The sequence below is a fragment of the Mesorhizobium sp. WSM4817 genome (assembly GCF_055811135.1).
The window spans coordinates 83,207-97,936 of record NZ_JBVVQQ010000001.1; the positions used below are offsets into that span (position 1 = coordinate 83,207).

Annotated in this window: 15 protein-coding genes; 3 read left to right on the forward strand and 12 right to left on the reverse strand. The window is 64.9% G+C overall.

The genetic code is table 11. The features are described 5' to 3' along the window. Positions 1 to 66 precede the first annotated feature (66 nt). From arsK to AC0L2K_RS00420, 12 genes are all read right to left on the reverse strand, one after another. Positions 67 to 1,299, reverse strand: coding sequence for an arsenite efflux MFS transporter ArsK (gene arsK / locus AC0L2K_RS00365; RefSeq protein WP_473530316.1), 1,233 nt, complete (start codon positions 1,297 to 1,299; stop codon positions 67 to 69). After that, positions 1,296 to 2,720, reverse strand: a complete 1,425-nt coding sequence (locus AC0L2K_RS00370; protein ID WP_473530317.1) for an NAD(P)-binding domain-containing protein — start codon at positions 2,718 to 2,720, stop codon at positions 1,296 to 1,298. Before AC0L2K_RS00370 ends, arsK begins: the two co-directional genes overlap by 4 nt. 51 nt (positions 2,721 to 2,771) lie before the next feature. Then, positions 2,772 to 3,092, reverse strand: a complete 321-nt coding sequence (locus AC0L2K_RS00375) for an ArsR/SmtB family transcription factor (protein ID WP_091592333.1) — start codon at positions 3,090 to 3,092, stop codon at positions 2,772 to 2,774. Between the two features lie 132 nt (positions 3,093 to 3,224). Beyond that, entirely contained in the window at positions 3,225 to 3,953 is a 729-nt protein-coding gene (gene arsH, locus AC0L2K_RS00380) for an arsenical resistance protein ArsH (protein ID WP_473530318.1), read from the reverse strand. Then, positions 3,946 to 4,368: an arsenate reductase (glutaredoxin) gene (arsC, locus tag AC0L2K_RS00385; protein WP_128168638.1), complete on the reverse strand. Its 423-nt coding sequence runs from the start codon at positions 4,366 to 4,368 to the stop codon at positions 3,946 to 3,948. Before arsC ends, arsH begins: the two co-directional genes overlap by 8 nt. Next, on the reverse strand, positions 4,365 to 5,054 hold the full coding sequence (locus AC0L2K_RS00390; RefSeq protein WP_473530319.1) for an aquaporin: 690 nt from the start codon (positions 5,052 to 5,054) through the stop codon (positions 4,365 to 4,367). Before AC0L2K_RS00390 ends, arsC begins: the two co-directional genes overlap by 4 nt. Before the next feature lie 4 nt (positions 5,055 to 5,058). Continuing rightward, entirely contained in the window at positions 5,059 to 5,565 is a 507-nt protein-coding gene (locus AC0L2K_RS00395; protein ID WP_473530320.1) for an arsenate reductase ArsC, read from the reverse strand. A 16-nt stretch (positions 5,566 to 5,581) separates the two neighbouring features. Next, the gene (locus AC0L2K_RS00400; protein ID WP_128168641.1) at positions 5,582 to 5,911 is read right to left on the reverse strand and encodes an ArsR/SmtB family transcription factor; all 330 of its coding nucleotides are present in this window, start codon (positions 5,909 to 5,911) and stop codon (positions 5,582 to 5,584) included. Positions 5,912 to 6,189: 278 nt separating this feature from the next. Beyond that, on the reverse strand, positions 6,190 to 7,173 hold the full coding sequence (locus tag AC0L2K_RS00405) for a TonB family protein (RefSeq protein ID WP_473530321.1): 984 nt from the start codon (positions 7,171 to 7,173) through the stop codon (positions 6,190 to 6,192). Then, entirely contained in the window at positions 7,173 to 7,631 is a 459-nt protein-coding gene (gene exbD, locus AC0L2K_RS00410) for a TonB system transport protein ExbD (protein ID WP_473530322.1), read from the reverse strand. Before exbD ends, AC0L2K_RS00405 begins: the two co-directional genes overlap by 1 nt. 15 nt (positions 7,632 to 7,646) lie before the next feature. After that, positions 7,647 to 8,606, reverse strand: coding sequence for a tonB-system energizer ExbB (gene exbB / locus AC0L2K_RS00415; protein WP_473530323.1), 960 nt, complete (start codon positions 8,604 to 8,606; stop codon positions 7,647 to 7,649). 28 nt (positions 8,607 to 8,634) lie between these two features. Further along, on the reverse strand, positions 8,635 to 9,426 hold the full coding sequence (locus tag AC0L2K_RS00420; RefSeq protein ID WP_473530324.1) for an ATP-binding cassette domain-containing protein: 792 nt from the start codon (positions 9,424 to 9,426) through the stop codon (positions 8,635 to 8,637). Between the two features lie 229 nt (positions 9,427 to 9,655). Between AC0L2K_RS00420 and AC0L2K_RS00425 the strand changes: the two genes are divergently transcribed. Genes AC0L2K_RS00425 through fhuB form a run of 3 tightly spaced genes read left to right on the forward strand, consistent with a single transcriptional unit; the run spans position 9,656 to position 14,722 of the window. Continuing rightward, the gene (locus AC0L2K_RS00425; RefSeq protein ID WP_473530325.1) at positions 9,656 to 11,830 is read left to right on the forward strand and encodes a TonB-dependent siderophore receptor; all 2,175 of its coding nucleotides are present in this window, start codon (positions 9,656 to 9,658) and stop codon (positions 11,828 to 11,830) included. 7 nt (positions 11,831 to 11,837) lie between these two features. Further along, positions 11,838 to 12,719 (forward strand): ABC transporter substrate-binding protein, encoded by an 882-nt coding sequence (locus AC0L2K_RS00430; protein ID WP_473530326.1) that lies wholly within the window; start codon positions 11,838 to 11,840, stop codon positions 12,717 to 12,719. Beyond that, on the forward strand, positions 12,716 to 14,722 hold the full coding sequence (gene fhuB, locus AC0L2K_RS00435; RefSeq protein WP_473530327.1) for a Fe(3+)-hydroxamate ABC transporter permease FhuB: 2,007 nt from the start codon (positions 12,716 to 12,718) through the stop codon (positions 14,720 to 14,722). The genes AC0L2K_RS00430 and fhuB overlap by 4 nt, the downstream gene beginning before the upstream one ends. The last annotated feature ends 8 nt before the right edge of the window (positions 14,723 to 14,730 follow it).

The window sequence follows — 14,730 nt, forward strand, 5'->3', positions numbered from 1 at the left end:
CACAGCCCGTCGAGCGCCGATGGCCGGCGGCTCGGTGTTGCGCACAGCTCGACGCGGCGCGCGGCGTCAGTTCGTTGACGTAAGCATCACAGGCGCGAGGGGCTGCCGTCTGATCAGGATGATGGCGAAAAAAGCCAGTATGCCGAGCATGCCTGCTGCAGCGGTGAACCAGAGCGATGGCTGGACGCCCAAGCCTGCCATCGCCATGGCAAGGGCAAATGGCGCAAGGGCTGAAGAGAACTGACGCGCGGCCGTCACCCAGCCGAGCCGGGCGCCGTAGCGCTCCCGTCCGAACAGTTCCAGCGGCAGCGTGCCGCCGACGATGCTGGCGAGGCCCGAGCCCAATCCAAACAGGATGACGAAGGCGATGGCGCCGGCCACCGACGGTGTCGTCGCCAGCAGGACGACAAGGCCGAGCGGCAACGATGTCGCGCCGATCACCGCGAGCCAGGTCTGCGCAAGCCGGCCGCCGAACAGCATGTTGATCAGCCGGCTTGCCACCTGGGACGGGCCGAAAAGCGTGGTGACGACAAGCGCGGCGGAGCCAAGCCCGAGCGCCGCCGTCAGCGGCACCATGTGAACGAGGATCGACGACAGCACGAAACCCTCGATCGCGAAGCCGCCAAGCATGAGCAGAAACACTTTGCTGCGGTCGCGCGCGGCGAAGGCAACCGGTCCGCCCGCCGGGCCGGCGGCAGCAGGTGTCGCCGAAGCGTTTTTGTCCGCCCGACGAGACAGCCGCGCCAGCCAGGCATGGATGGGCAGGCAGATGGCGACATTGATGAACGCAAAGGCCAGATAGACCTCGCGCCAGCTCAGGTATTCGTGCAGTGCTGCCGTCAGCGGCCAGAACAGGGTGGAGGCGAAGCCGGCGATCAGCGTCAGATGGGTGATGCTGCGCTGCGCCCTGGCGCCGCCGATCTGGACGATCGCGACGAAAGCGGCGCTGTAGAGCACGAAGGCAGACGCCAGTTCCATCGCCATCAAGGCCAGCACGAAGCTCACCCGGCCGGGTGCAACCGCGCAAGCCACAAGCGCTGCTGCGGCAGCAAGCGAGCCAAAGGTCATCACGCGGCCGGCGCCGAAACGATCGGCCCAGCGCCCCGCTGTCGGCGCAAACAGTCCACCCACCAGCAGCGACGCCGACAAGGCGCCGAAAACCCATTGTTCCGGCCAGGCGAGCTCACGCGCGATCGACGGCACCAGGATGCTAAAACTGTAATAGAGCGTACCGTAGCCGATGATCTGCGTCAGCCCCAACGCCCAGAGCGCGGCAGCCGGGATTTTCCGGTCGCTCATTGAGCGGCGATCTCGAGATCGTCGCTGCGCACTGCTTGCGTGCTGCCGCAGCCGCAGCCCGACTTGCCGCTCGCCTTTGCCTTGGAATCGTCGACACAGCAGGCGTCGACAGCAGCCGGCGCCGGTCCGCCGCAGCAATTTTGGGACGACACGCCTGACAGTGATACCGGCACCGTGCAGACGCCGGTTTTGGGCAACACCAGCTGCACGGCATCGGCGGCCGCCATGTCGCCGGCGAGCGCCGCGGCGACCGAGCGGACCTGCTCATAGCCGGTCAGCAGCAGGAATGTCGGCGCCCGGCCGTAGCTTTTGACGCCGACCGTGTAGAAATCGGGCTCGGGGTGGCTGAGCTCGCGATGACCATGCGGCGGGACATCGCCGCATGAGTGCTCGTTGGGATCGATGAGCGGTCCGAGCGCCTTGACGCCTTCGAGCCACGGATCGAGGTCCAGCCGGAGCTCCCGGGTCAAGGCGAGATCGGGGCGCTGCCCCGTCGCGGCGATGATCCGGTCGACGGGTCCGAGCGTGCGCAACCCATCCTTTGTCCGGCCTTCGACAGCGAGACGGCCGTCGACCTCACGGATTGCAACAATGGCAAAGCCGGTCACCAGCCGCACGCGGCCGCTCTCAGCGAGTTGTCGCACATCGGAGCCAAGTTCGCCGCGCGCCGGCAGGGCGTCGGCATCGCCGCCGCCATAGATGCGGACAAGGTCGGTGCTGCGCGTCACCCATAGTGCCGAAGTGCCCGGTTCGGTTTGCGCAAGCTCCGCCAATTCCAGCAAGGCATTGGCAGCGGAATGGCCGGCGCCGACCACCAATGTCGTGCGACCTGCATAGAGATGACGGTCGCGGCCGAGAACATTTGGGATGCCGTAGGCGAAGCGGTCGCCAAATTCCCTCTCGCCTTCGGCCGGCAAGCCGCCGGCGCCAAGCGGGTTCGGCGTCTGCCAGGTGCCGGACGCATCGATGACGGCACGCGCGCTGTCCCGGCGCGTGCCGTTCGCCGTTTCGACCAGCAGCATGAACGGCCGCGTCTCCCGCGCCTTGCTCAGAACCTTGTCGGCTCCCCAGCGGGAAATGGCGACAACGCGGGCACTGGTCTCGATCGACGGCGCAAGTTCGGCAAGCTTTGCCAGCGGCGCGAGATATTGGTCGACGATTTCATCCGCTGTGGGGAACGCCTCCGGCTCGGGCATTTGCCAGCCGTGGCTCTCGAGAAGTTTTCGGGCGACCGCATCGACACAATAGCGCCATGGCGTGAAAACCCGGACATGACCCCAATCCCGAAGGTTCGAGCCGACAGAAGAACCAGCCTCGTAAACCCTAACCGGAAGGCCACGGCTGACCAGTTGGGCGGCCGCCGCCAGGCCAACAGGTCCGCCGCCGATGATAGCGATCGGGAGATCGTTTTCAGAAACCATGACACCCCTTCTATGTTTCTAGGATTATAGAAATACCAGTCAAAAAAAGAGTTATGCAGCCGCCTCACCGACAGCCGGGCCGCATGCGGCATCGGCACAACATTCATCGGCAAGAAAGCCAAGGAGATCGTTCATCACAGGGTAATTGGCACGGCAAATCAGCGTCGTTGCCTGGCGTTCCTGGGTGACCAGGCCGGTCAGTATGAGCCGGTGCAGATGATGCGACAGCGTCGACGCAGCGATGCCGAGGCTTTCCTGCAGATAACCGACCGGTCTCCCGGTTTCGCCTGCCCGCACCAGCGTGCGATAAAGCTTCAGCCGCGTCGGATTGCCGAGCGCTTCAAGCTGTTTTGCTGCTTGTTCGAGCTTCATGGAAATAAGGTAGCGCTGAGACAACGCCGCGTCAATATTATTTCGAAAATTTTCGAATTAATGCATGTCGCGCAAAAGTGTGCAGCGGTTTTGCGATAACGACATGCATAAAACAAGCAACCACACCCGCTCTCAAATCGACCGCTGATTGACCCGCTCGGCAACCGCTTCGGCGCTTTCGACACGCTCTGAATAACGGTCCGTGAGATAGGCGGACCGATCGCGCAGCAGCAGCGTGAACTTCATCAGCTCCTCCATGACGTCGACGATCCTGTTATAGTACGACGACGGCTTCATCCGGCCGGCCTCGTCGAACTCGTTGAAAGCCTTGGCTACCGACGACTGGTTGGGGATGGTGACCATTCGCATCCAGCGGCCGAGGATACGAAGCTGGTTGACGGCGTTGAAACTCTGCGAGCCGCCAGACACCTGCATCACCGCGAGCGTGCGGCCCTGCGTCGTCCTGACGCCGCCGGCCGACAGCGGCAGCCAGTCGATCTGCGCCTTCATCACTCCGGTCATCGAGCCATGCCGCTCCGGCGAGCACCAGACCTGCGCTTCCGACCAGATCGACAGGTTTCGCAGCTCCTGGACTTTGGCGTGGTCGGCCGAGGTCGAATCCGGCAGTGGCAGGCCGGAGGGATTGTAGATGCGCACCTCGGCGCCCAGGCGGCGCAAAATGCGAGCCGCCTCCTCCGTCGCGAGCCGCGAATAGGACCGCTCGCGCAGGGAGCCGTAGAGCATCAGCACGCGAGGTTTGTGGATCGACCGCGGCACGTCGAGCAGCGCCGGCAGGTCGATCGGCCGGAACTGGTCTTCGTCGACGTTCGGAAGCGAGTCTTCGGGCACTAGGTCAGGCAACGCGCTTGCCCTGCGCATCGATGACGACTTCGCCGTCTTCCTTGGCGAACGGCCCGATCTCAGGATTGGGCAGGATGTCGAGAACCGCTTCGGACGGCCGAGCAAGCATAGTGCCAAGCGGCGTCACCACGATCGGCCGGTTGATCAGGATCGGATGCGCCAGCATGAAATCGACGATCTCGTCGTCGGTCCATTTGGGGTCGCCGAGATTGAGCTCGGCGTACGGCGTGCCCTTCTCGCGCAGCAATTCGCGCGGCGTCATCCCCATCGCCTTGATCAGCTCGACCAGCCGCTCGCGCGACGGCGGGTTTTTCAGATATTCGATCACATCAGGCTCTTCGCCGGACTGCCGAATGATCGCCAACGTGTTGCGCGAGGTGCCGCAGTCGGGGTTGTGGTAGATGGTGATGGTCATTTCGCGGCCCTCATCTGTCTGATTGGTTTGGGCTCAGCGAGCAGCCATCCTGCCAAGCCCATGGCAAGCAGCGCGCCCAGCAGCTCGGCGACGATGAACGCCGGCAGGTCTATCGGCCGGATGCCCGCGAAGGTGTTGGAAACCGCCCGCGCGATGGCGACTGCCGGATTGGCAAACGAGGTCGAGGCCGTGAACCAATAGGCCGCGGTGATGTAGAGGCCGACCAGCCAGGGGATGGCATCCGAATGGAAGCGAAGGCCGGCCAGAATGGTGAAGACCAGGCCGAAGGCGGCCACCAACTCCGCAATCCATTGTCCGTTTCCGGTCCGCACGGTTTGCGAGATTTGTAGGATCGGCAGTTCGAACATGGCGTGCGCCAGCAGCGTTCCGGCGGCGCCGCCGACAATCTGGGCGATCACATAGGTCAGGGCAGCGTTCGCTTCGATTTCCCGCCGCAGCGCAAAAACCAGCGTCACCGCCGGATTGAAATGCGCCCCGGAAATCGGTCCGAGTATGGTGATCAGCACCACCAAAATCGCTCCAGTCGGCAGCGTGTTGCCGAGCAGGGAGAGACCCACATCATCCGTCAGACGATCCGCCATGATGCCGGACCCGACGACCGTCGCAACGAGCATCGCCGTGCCGAGCGCTTCCGCGACGATGCGGCGGGACAGGTCGGCCGCCATGATATCAGCCGGCCTTCGGCAGATCGCGGCCGATTTCATCGAGCCGTTTCTGCAGGGCGAGCTTGTCGATGGTGTTCATCGGCAGGCTGACGAAGATCGAGATCCGGTTGTTGAGCATGCGATAGGCTTCGGCAAAGGCCAGATGCTTTTCGGCGTCGGTGCCGTCCACGACGGCCGGGTCGAGCACCCCCCAATGCGCCGTCATCGGCTGTCCCGGCCAGACCGGGCAGGCTTCATTGGCCGCGTTGTCGCACACCGTGAAAACGAAATTCATCTCCGGGGCGCCAGGAGCCGCGAATTCCTGCCAGTCTTTTGAGCGGGCGAAGGACGGGTCGTGGTTGAGGGTTTTCAACAGCTGGAGCGCGTAGGGATGGACATCTCCCTTCGGCCGAGATCCGGCCGAATAGGCCCTGGACGTGCCGGCGCCGACACGGTTGAGGATCGCTTCGGCGAGGATCGACCGTGCCGAATTGCCGGTGCACAGGAAAAGCACGTTGTATGGGTCATTCATGGGGTGGTCCTCCCTTCTAGCAGCAAGTCACGGCCTGAATGACCGGCTGGCAGAGTTCCGGCGCGCCGTTGCAGCAATCCTCCATGAGATAGGCAAGCAGATCGCGAAAGCCGGTCATGTCGGCGACGTAGCGGATCGTTCGGCCATCGCGCTCGGCGCGGACCAGGCCGGCATGGTCGAGAACCTTCAGATGCGCCGACACGGTGTTCTGCACCGCACCGAGGCGCGCGGCGATCTCGCCGGCGGGAACACCATCTGCGCCCGCCCGCACCAGCAGGCGAAACACTTCGAGCCTTGTGTCCTGGCCAAGCGCTGCCAATGCGAGAAGAGCGGTGTTCTTATCCATGTATCCTGGAATCCGGAATTATCGATGTATATGGCCGGCATGTGACAGTCAGATGACATAGGCAAGAGGCCGGCCACTTCTGAGCCGCTGCATTCTTCGGCTGATGTCACGGAATGGATCCCAGGGTCTGCGCCGCGTCGCTTCGCTCCTTGCTCCGCCCTGGGATGACGAAGTGGAGGATGATTCGGCTAATCCTAGAGGTTGGCGGTTTGCCACTGGACCGAATTGTCGACGTTCGCTGCCGGCCCAGACCTGTCAAAATCACTGTGCCGAGGAACTTAGTTGCGCAGGGCGAACGAGAATGGCGCGGTGCGGGTTATGCGGGAGCCGAGTTCCGGCGGCGGCTCCGGCACCGACGCGCCCTGTAATGCGCTGAGCGCCGCGCTATCGAGGTCTGGATCGCCAGAGGAACGAGCCAGCCGGGCGGACAGGACCCGGCCGGATCCGTCGATCGTGAAGGTCACGCTCGGACTGCCTTCAGCGCGCCGGGCCTTCGCCGCCCTTGGATAGTTTGTGTGCCGTCTTATCCATGCACGCAACCGCGAATTCCACCTGTCCGGACTCACGCCGGATCTCGCAGCCGCTGCTTTGGTCGATTTCGGGGCGGCCGCCCTGGCTGCGGATGTCGCAGCGACACTGGCAGTCGTCCGCGGCAGTGCGGCCTTTTCCTTTTTCGGACGCTTTTTGGCTTCTTTGACAGGCTTCTTCGCCTTGACCTCAGCCGGCTCCTTTACCTCAGTCTTTGCCTGTTTCTTTGGCTTGGCCTCGACGGGTTTGTCGACCGGTTTCGGCTGCGGCAGCGGAACGACCACTTCCGGCGTGACGGGTTCGGCAATTTCGGGCACGACCTCCTCGAGCGGCGGCTGGTCGACCCGTTCGGCCACTGTCGGCGGGGTCGGCTCGACCGTGTCGGCCGGAGCGGCCTCCGATGGCTCGGTGACCGGCTCGGCCTGCTCGACGGGCGGTTCGGGCGGAGGCTCCGTTTCGGTTATCTCGGGCTGCTCGGCCGGGTCCGGCTGATCGGGCGCTATCTCATCCGATATCGGCGCCGGCTCGGCCGGCGTGAGCGCCATTGGCGACAGCTCGATCACCTGCGCCTGCGGCGGCCCGCCATCGGGCTCGGCCGGGCGCCAGCTCTGCATCGCATAGCCGACCGCGGCATGCGCCATCAGGACCAGCGCAGCCGCGCCCGCCCACCAGGCGATCTCGCGCGCGCCGAAACGCCGCTGATCGGCCATCGGCAGGGCGGCCGCCGGCGACATTATTGGCCGGTTCCGACTTGCGGCGCCGCGGCATCGCCGGGCGCGGTCTCGAGGCCAACCAGCGCGATCTTCAGATAGCCGGCGCCGCGCAAAAGGTTCAGCACCTCCATCAGTTCGCCGTAGCCGACCGCCTTGTCGGCGCGCAGGAAGATGCGCGTCTGCCTGTCGCCTTTTGTCCTGCCGACCAGCGCGGCGGCGAAGGCTGCGCGCGGCACGCTGTCGTTGCCGATCGCCAGGCTGAGATCGTTCTTCAGCGTCAGGAACAGCGGCGTCTCCGGTCGAGGCGCAGGCGTTGCGGTCGAGCCCGGCAGGTCGACATTGACATCCACGGTCGCCAGCGGCGCCGCGACCATGAAGATGATCAGCAGAACCAGGATCACGTCGATGAACGGCGTGACGTTGATCTCGTGATTTTCCTCGAGATCGCCGTCGACGTTCTCTCGAATTCTAGCCGCCATGGCGTCGCTCCGTGTTTATTCCGCGGCCATCTGCTTTGCCGGCGCGACCGTGCGCAAATCCAGATCCCGGCTGACCAGCCGCTCGACCCCTGCCGACGCATCGGCAAGGATCTGCCTGTAGCCGGCTATCGATCGCGCGAAGACGTTGTAGATGACCACCGCAGGGATCGCCGCGACAAGGCCCATCGCCGTGGCCAGCAAGGCTTCCGCAATGCCCGGGGCAACGACGGCGAGGTTGGTGGTCTGCGCCTGCGAGATGCCGATGAAGGCGTTCATGATGCCCCAGACGGTGCCGAACAGGCCGACGAAGGGCGCGGTCGAGCCGATTGTCGCCAGCACGCCGGTGCCGCGCGACATGCGCCGCGCCGCCGCCGCCTCGATACGCGACAGGCGCGAGGTGACCCGTTCCTTCAGCCCGTCGCCGGACACATGGTCGAGCGAGCCGGCCGAAAGCGCGGTCTCTTCCTCGGCTGCCCGCACCAGCAGGGCGCCAGGACCGTTATTATGGCCAAGCGCGCGCCCGGCCTGGTTCAACGTCGCGGCATTGCCGATCGCTTGTGCCGCGCGGCGGGCGCGCAGCTTGCCGCCAAGGATCTCCAGCGATTTGGCCAGCCATATCGTCCAGGTGACGAAGGACGCAAAAGCCAACCCGATCATCACCGCTTTCACGACGATGTCGGCCGCCATGAACATGCCCCATGGCGACAGGTCACGCGGCAGGGTCAGGGACGTTGCCGTCGAAGGGCCAGTCTCGGTAGGCGTTGTCTCGATAGGTGTTGTCACGCCGGGCTGCGTCGCCGGTGGCGCGGCGGCGTCTGGCGCAGCCTGCCCAGGCACTGGAGCCGGCGCCTCGATCGCCGGGGCCGCGCCCGGTTGCTCCTGGGCGGCTGCCTCCGGTTGCTCCTGGGCGGCTGCGCCGCCGGCCGACAGGATGGCGGATGCGAGCAACGCCGCGAACAAACCATGTCTGGACAAGGGCTTCTTCCTTATTCTCACAGTGGCCTCATTGCACATAGCCGATGGGCTGGCCGGTGACGGGGTGCGCAAACACGCCCATCTCGACACCGAAAATTCCTTTGAGCACGTCGCCCTGCATGATCTGGTCCGGCGTGCCGCGCGTCAGCAGCCTGCCGTCCTTCAGCGCGATCAATTCGTCGCAGTAGCGCGCCGCCATGTTGGGATCGTGCAGCACGACGACGACGCACAGGTCGCGCTTGCGGCTGAGGTCCCTGACCAGCCCCAGCACCTCGACCTGATGGGCGATGTCGAGCGCCGAGATCGGCTCGTCGAGCAGCATGACGCCGGCACTCTGCGCCACCAGCATGGCCAGCCATGCGCGCTGGCGCTCGCCGCCGGATAATTCGTCGACCAGCCGGTTGGTGAAGTCAGCCATATCGGTCAGGACAAGCGCCTCCTCGACATGGCGCCTGTCCTCATGCCCGAAACGACCGAGCGCGCCATGCCAGGGATAGCGGCCGAGCGTCGCCAGTTCGCGCACCGTCAGGCCGGTCGCCGCCGGCGTCGTCTTCGGCAGATAGGCGAGCGCGCGCGCCAGTTCGCGCGCGCCCCACTGCACCAGCGGCCGCTGCGCGAAGGTTATGCCGCCCGAGCTTGCCGGCTGCTGGCGCGCCAGGAGCTTGATCAGCGTCGACTTGCCCGAGCCGTTGTGCCCGATCAGCCCATAGACGCGCGAGCGTTGAAACTCGAGTGTAACCGGACCGAGCAGCGTCCGCTCGCCGATGGCGAACCGCACCGCTTCGACATGGAAGGCAGTCTGGGCATGAATTCCTGCCACGGTCTCGGCCTCACTCCAGCTTTGCGCGCATTTCGAAATCCGTTTTCGGCAATCCGGTTTGCGGGCGCCGATGTCCGGTTGACTATGAAACATGAGTTTACTAGTCAACAATGAAGATGACTTTTTGAATCAACAAAATGTCGTGACGCGCCGGATTTGCGTCGAAACCCGATATGTGGAGCGCGCCGAGATGGCCGTTGGTTCAGGTCGCGGAAGAACTCAAAGCGAAGTGACTGCGCGCCGAAACCTGCTGGTCGCGGCGATGTCGCTGCCGGTGCTGCTTGGCGGCGGTCACGCCGTCGCGCAGGAGGCGACCACCACTCTCGACCCGATCAACATTCAGGAACGCGTCGAAAGCGCCTTTGGGACGGTCGACGGCTATGTCGCCACCCAGGGCTCCACCGCTACCAAGACCGAAACACCACTGATCGAGACGCCGCAGTCGATATCGGTCATCACCAAAGACCAGATGGAAGCGCAGGCGGTGGACAGCCTGAACAGCGCGCTGCGGTATACGCCAGGCGCAACCGGCAATCTCTACGGCACCGACAATCGTGGCCACGGCTTGCAGATACGCGGCATTTCGAACTCCAGCGGCGTCTTCTACAAGGACGGGCTGCAGCTCAAGGAAAGCAATTTCACGCTGTTCACGGCGCTCGATTCCTACGGTGCCGAACGCTACGAAATCCTGCGCGGGCCGGCATCGGTTCTTTACGGCCAGGCAAGTCCCGGCGGCATCATCAACTATGTCAGCAAGCGTCCGACCGAGGAGAACCTCCGCGAGGTTGAGCTCGGCGCCGGAAGCTTCGACCGCTATGAAGGAAAGTTCGACTTCAGCGGGGCTGTCAACGCCGACAAGTCGCTGCTGTTCCGCCTCACCGGCGCCGCCCACACCGGCGATACGCAGACAGACTTCGTCGAGGACGACCGCATCTTCATCGCGCCGGCGCTGACCTGGCAGCCCGATGCCGATACCAGCCTGACCATCCTCGCCAACTATCAGCGCGACCGGTCCGGCTGGGCGATGCAGTATCTGCCGGCATACGGCACGATCAGGCCGGGCAGGGACGGAAAATACCTGCCGAACAGCATGTTCGTCGGCGAACCGGGCTTCGACACCTACGACAACGACCAGGCGTCGATCGGTTACGAGTTGGATCACCGCTTCAACGAGACGTGGCAGGTTCGCCAGCATGCCCGCTACGTCTATCTGAAGCACTATGAGGAAGGCGTCTTCGGCGGCGGGCTTCTGAATGATGAGGGCGACTATTCCCGCTATGCCGATGCCGGCGGCAGCAGGCTCAGCGGCGTGACCATCGACAATCAGGCGCAGGCCGATTTCGACACCGGGCCGCTCGCCCACACGCTGCTTCTCGGCCTCGACTACAAGCGCTACACCTACCGCGACTATGCCGCCAGCAACGATATGATCGACGATCATTTCAATATTTTCGACCCGGTCTATGGCTATCCGGTCGGCGAAATGACGCCCTATACAGATACCGACACCACCCAATCGCAGGTCGGCCTCTACGCGCAGGACCAGATCAAGCTGGGCAACTGGCGGCTGACGCTGGGCGGCCGCCAGGACTGGGCCGACGCGAAAGTCCACGACAATCTGGCCGGCGCTTTCGATCCTCGCCAGAAGGACGACGCCTTCACCAGCCGCGCCGGTCTGCTTTATCTCGCCGACAACGGCCTTGCCCCTTATGTCAGCTATTCCGAATCGTTCCAGCCGGTGTCCGGCCCCGACAGCAACGGCAATCCGCTCGTGCCCGAAACCGGCAAGCAGTACGAGGTCGGGCTGAAATACCAGCCTGTCGGCTGGAACGCTTTCGTCACCGTTTCGGCGTTCGACCTGGCCCGGCAGAATGTCGTACGCTATGGCGGTGTTGGCGCGCCCAACGACATCTTCCAGACCGGCGAGATCAGGTCGCGCGGCATCGAGCTGGAAGCTGTTGCGAGCCTCGATTCAGGCTTCGATTTCCGGGCGGCCTATACCTGGCTCGACACCGAGATCACCAAGGCCACCTCGATCACCGTTGATGACGATAGTGGCGAGACGGTCAGCGATGAAGGCAACACGCCGTTCGGCGTGCCGGAGCATGCGGCTTCGCTGTGGGCGAATTACACTGTCGGCAGCGGCAAATTGGAAGGCTTCGGGCTCGGCGCCGGCATCCGCTATGTCGGCTCGACCTTCGGCGACGACGCCAACACTTTCAAAGTGCCGGCAGTCACGCTTGTCGATGCCGCACTCCACTACGAATGGAGGAACGCCGAGCTGAACCTCAATGTCAGCAATCTGTTCGACAAGCGCTATGTCGCCTCCTGCTACGCGGAAAGCTTCGGCTGCTTTTATGGCGAGGGTCGCCGGATCAACGGCTCGGTGAAGTACACATGGTGACCCGCGCATGCAGGCCCGGACCCAATTGGCGCCACTGACGCGGCGCCGGTGCCTGGCCGGCTTGGCCGCGACGAGCCTAGGCCTGCGCGGCGACCCGGCGCATGCCGCTCCGCTGCCGCGCATCGCCTGCCTCGAATGGACCTCGGCCGAGATGGTCGTCTCGCTCGGGATCGGCCCGGTGGCGGTCGCCGACTCAAAAGGTTACCGCGACTGGGTCGCGGGACCGGCTCTTCCTGCCGGCTGCCTCGATCTCGGCTCGCGCGGCGAGCCCAATCTCGAACTGCTCCTGGAACTCAAGCCCGATCTTATCACCGGCGCCTATGGCTATGGGCTGGACGAAGCTCCGTTCAGGCGGATCGCGCCGCTGCATACGGTGCCCTTCTACGATGGCACCGAAGCGCCTTATCGCCAGGCCGAGAATGAGACGCTGAAACTTGGCTCACAGCTCGGCCGCGAGGCTGAGGCTCTGCGCCTTGTCCAGGAAACGGCGGCGGCAATCGCCCAGATCAGGGCACGATTTTCAGGGCGGGCAGACCAGCCGCTCGCGGTGGTCAGCATGTTCGACGATCGTCACGTCCGTGTCTACGGCAAGGGCAGTCTGTTCCAGGACGTGCTCGACAGGTTGAGCCTCACCAACGCCTGGACGGCGCCGACCGATAGCTGGGGCTTTTCCATGCTGGGCATCGAAGAGCTGGTTGCGATCGGCGAGGCCCGCGTGATTTCGCTCGATCCGATCCCGCCGCATGTGAAGATCAGGATCGACCAGAGCAGCCTCTGGGCCAACCTTCCCTGCGTCAAAGCCGGCAACATCAGGACAATCCCGCCGGTATGGCCGTTTGGCGGGCTAGCCGCCGCTACCCGTTTTGCGACGTTTTTGGCCCGGGCATGACCATCATGCAGTCCACGGCCGGCCGTCGTGCTCGTTTCAAGGCAGGGATGCTCGTCGCCCTCGTCGGCGTGCCGGCGATGCTCGCCGCCTATCTCACCGCTGCCGGGCTTTTGCGCCTGTTGCCCGCCGACATGTGGTGGCAGTCGCTCGTGGCGACCGACTTTTCCGATCCGCGGCAGCTGCTTTACCGGCATGCCTTCCTGCCGCGCCTGGCGATCAGTCTGCTGGCCGGCGCGGCGCTCGGCCTGACCGGCGCGCTGCTCCAGCAGCTGCTGCGCAATCCGCTCGCCGAGCCGACGACCATCGGCACAAATGCAGGCGCCACCGTCGCCCTGACGATCGCCACGCTCTACGCGCCGTGGATGCTGGAGCAAGGTCGCGAATGGGTGGCGCTCGCCGGCGGCGCCCTGTCGACGCTGGCGGTTCTGGCTCTGGCCCGGGGCCGGAGTTTCTCGCCGGTCGCGATCATCATTTCCGGCCTGGTGGTCAGCCTCACATGCAGTTCGGCGAGCGCCCTGCTAATGGCGGTCAATCGCGAATATTCCGAGGAACTCTTCATCTGGCAGAGCGGTTCGCTGATCCAGAACGGCGATGCCGTGGTGCTCGGGTTCGCGCCATGGCTGGCGATGGCCGGCATTGCCGCCTTCCTTCTGCTCCGGCCGCTGCGGCTTCTCGACCTGAGCGACGAGGGAGCCGAAAGCCTCGGAACGAATCCCTCGGTGACACGGCTGGCCGGGATGACTGTCGCCGTCGCGCTGAGCAGCATGGTGGTCGCAGCCGTCGGCGTCCTCAGCTTCGTGGCGCTTGCGGCGCCGGCGCTGGTCAGGCTCGCCGGCGCACGGACCCTGCGCCAGCGCATGATCTGGGCGCCGCTTGCTGGCGCCGCGCTGTTGTGGCTGACCGACCGGCTGGTGCAGGTCCTGCCGTTTGCCTCCGAAATCCCGGCAGGTGTGGCGACTGCTTTCCTCGGTGCGCCGCTGCTGTTTCTTCTCCTGCCGAAATTGCGCACCAGCCCGGACCGGGACGGCGCCATGCTGTCTTCCGTGCGCAAGCGCAGCGGGTGGCCCTGTCTGCTGCTCGGGCTCGTCGCGATGGCGCTTCTTCTCTGCGCCGCGCTTGTCATCGGGCGAGGCGCGGCCGGCTGGCACGTCGCCTCGGCCGCCGAACTTGCCGACCTGCTGCCGCTCAGGGCGCCTCGCATCGTCGTCGCGGTTTGCGCTGGTATGATGCTGGGCGTGGTCGGCACGCTGATGCAGCGGATGACCGGCAATCCGATGGCGGCGCCCGAGGTGCTGGGTATCTCAGGCGGCGCCTCGCTAGGCATCCTGCTGCTCTTCGTCGCGACTTCTGATGTCAACCGTCCGGCGATGATCGCGGCCGGTCTCGTCGGGGCGCTGGTCAGCCTGGCGATGGTTTCGCCGACCGGCCGCCAGCAGCCCCTCGCGCCTGATCGGTTGCTGCTTTCCGGGGTCGCCGTGGCGACGATGGCGTCGGCATTCTCGGCGGTGATGCTCGCCAGCGGCGATCCTCGGCTCGATACGCTGATCGGCTGGCTGTCCGGCTCCACCTACCGGGCCACCGCCGCCGATGCCACAATCGCCGCCGTGACGGCGACTGCTCTGCTCGCCATCGTGCCCCTCACCAGCCGCTGGCTGGAAATCCTGCCGCTTGGAGAAGCCGCCTCGCGCGGGCTCGGGCTTGGCCTGTTTCGCGTGCGGGTCGTGCTCCTGGTGCTTATCTCGGTGCCGACGACAATAGCCACGCTGGTCATCGGGCCGCTGAGTTTCGTCGGATTGATGGCGCCGCACCTGGCCCGCATGCTCGGCCTTCAACGCGCCTTGCCGCAGCTTTTCACTTCCGCGATGCTTGGCGGGATAATGCTTGTCTCGGCCGACTGGGCCGGCCGGATGCTGATTTTCCCGTGGCAGATTCCGGCGGGTTTGCTTGCTGCCCTGGTTGGCGGGCCTTACTTCATGGTGCTGATGTGGAAAGGCCGGCAATGAGCGGCCCC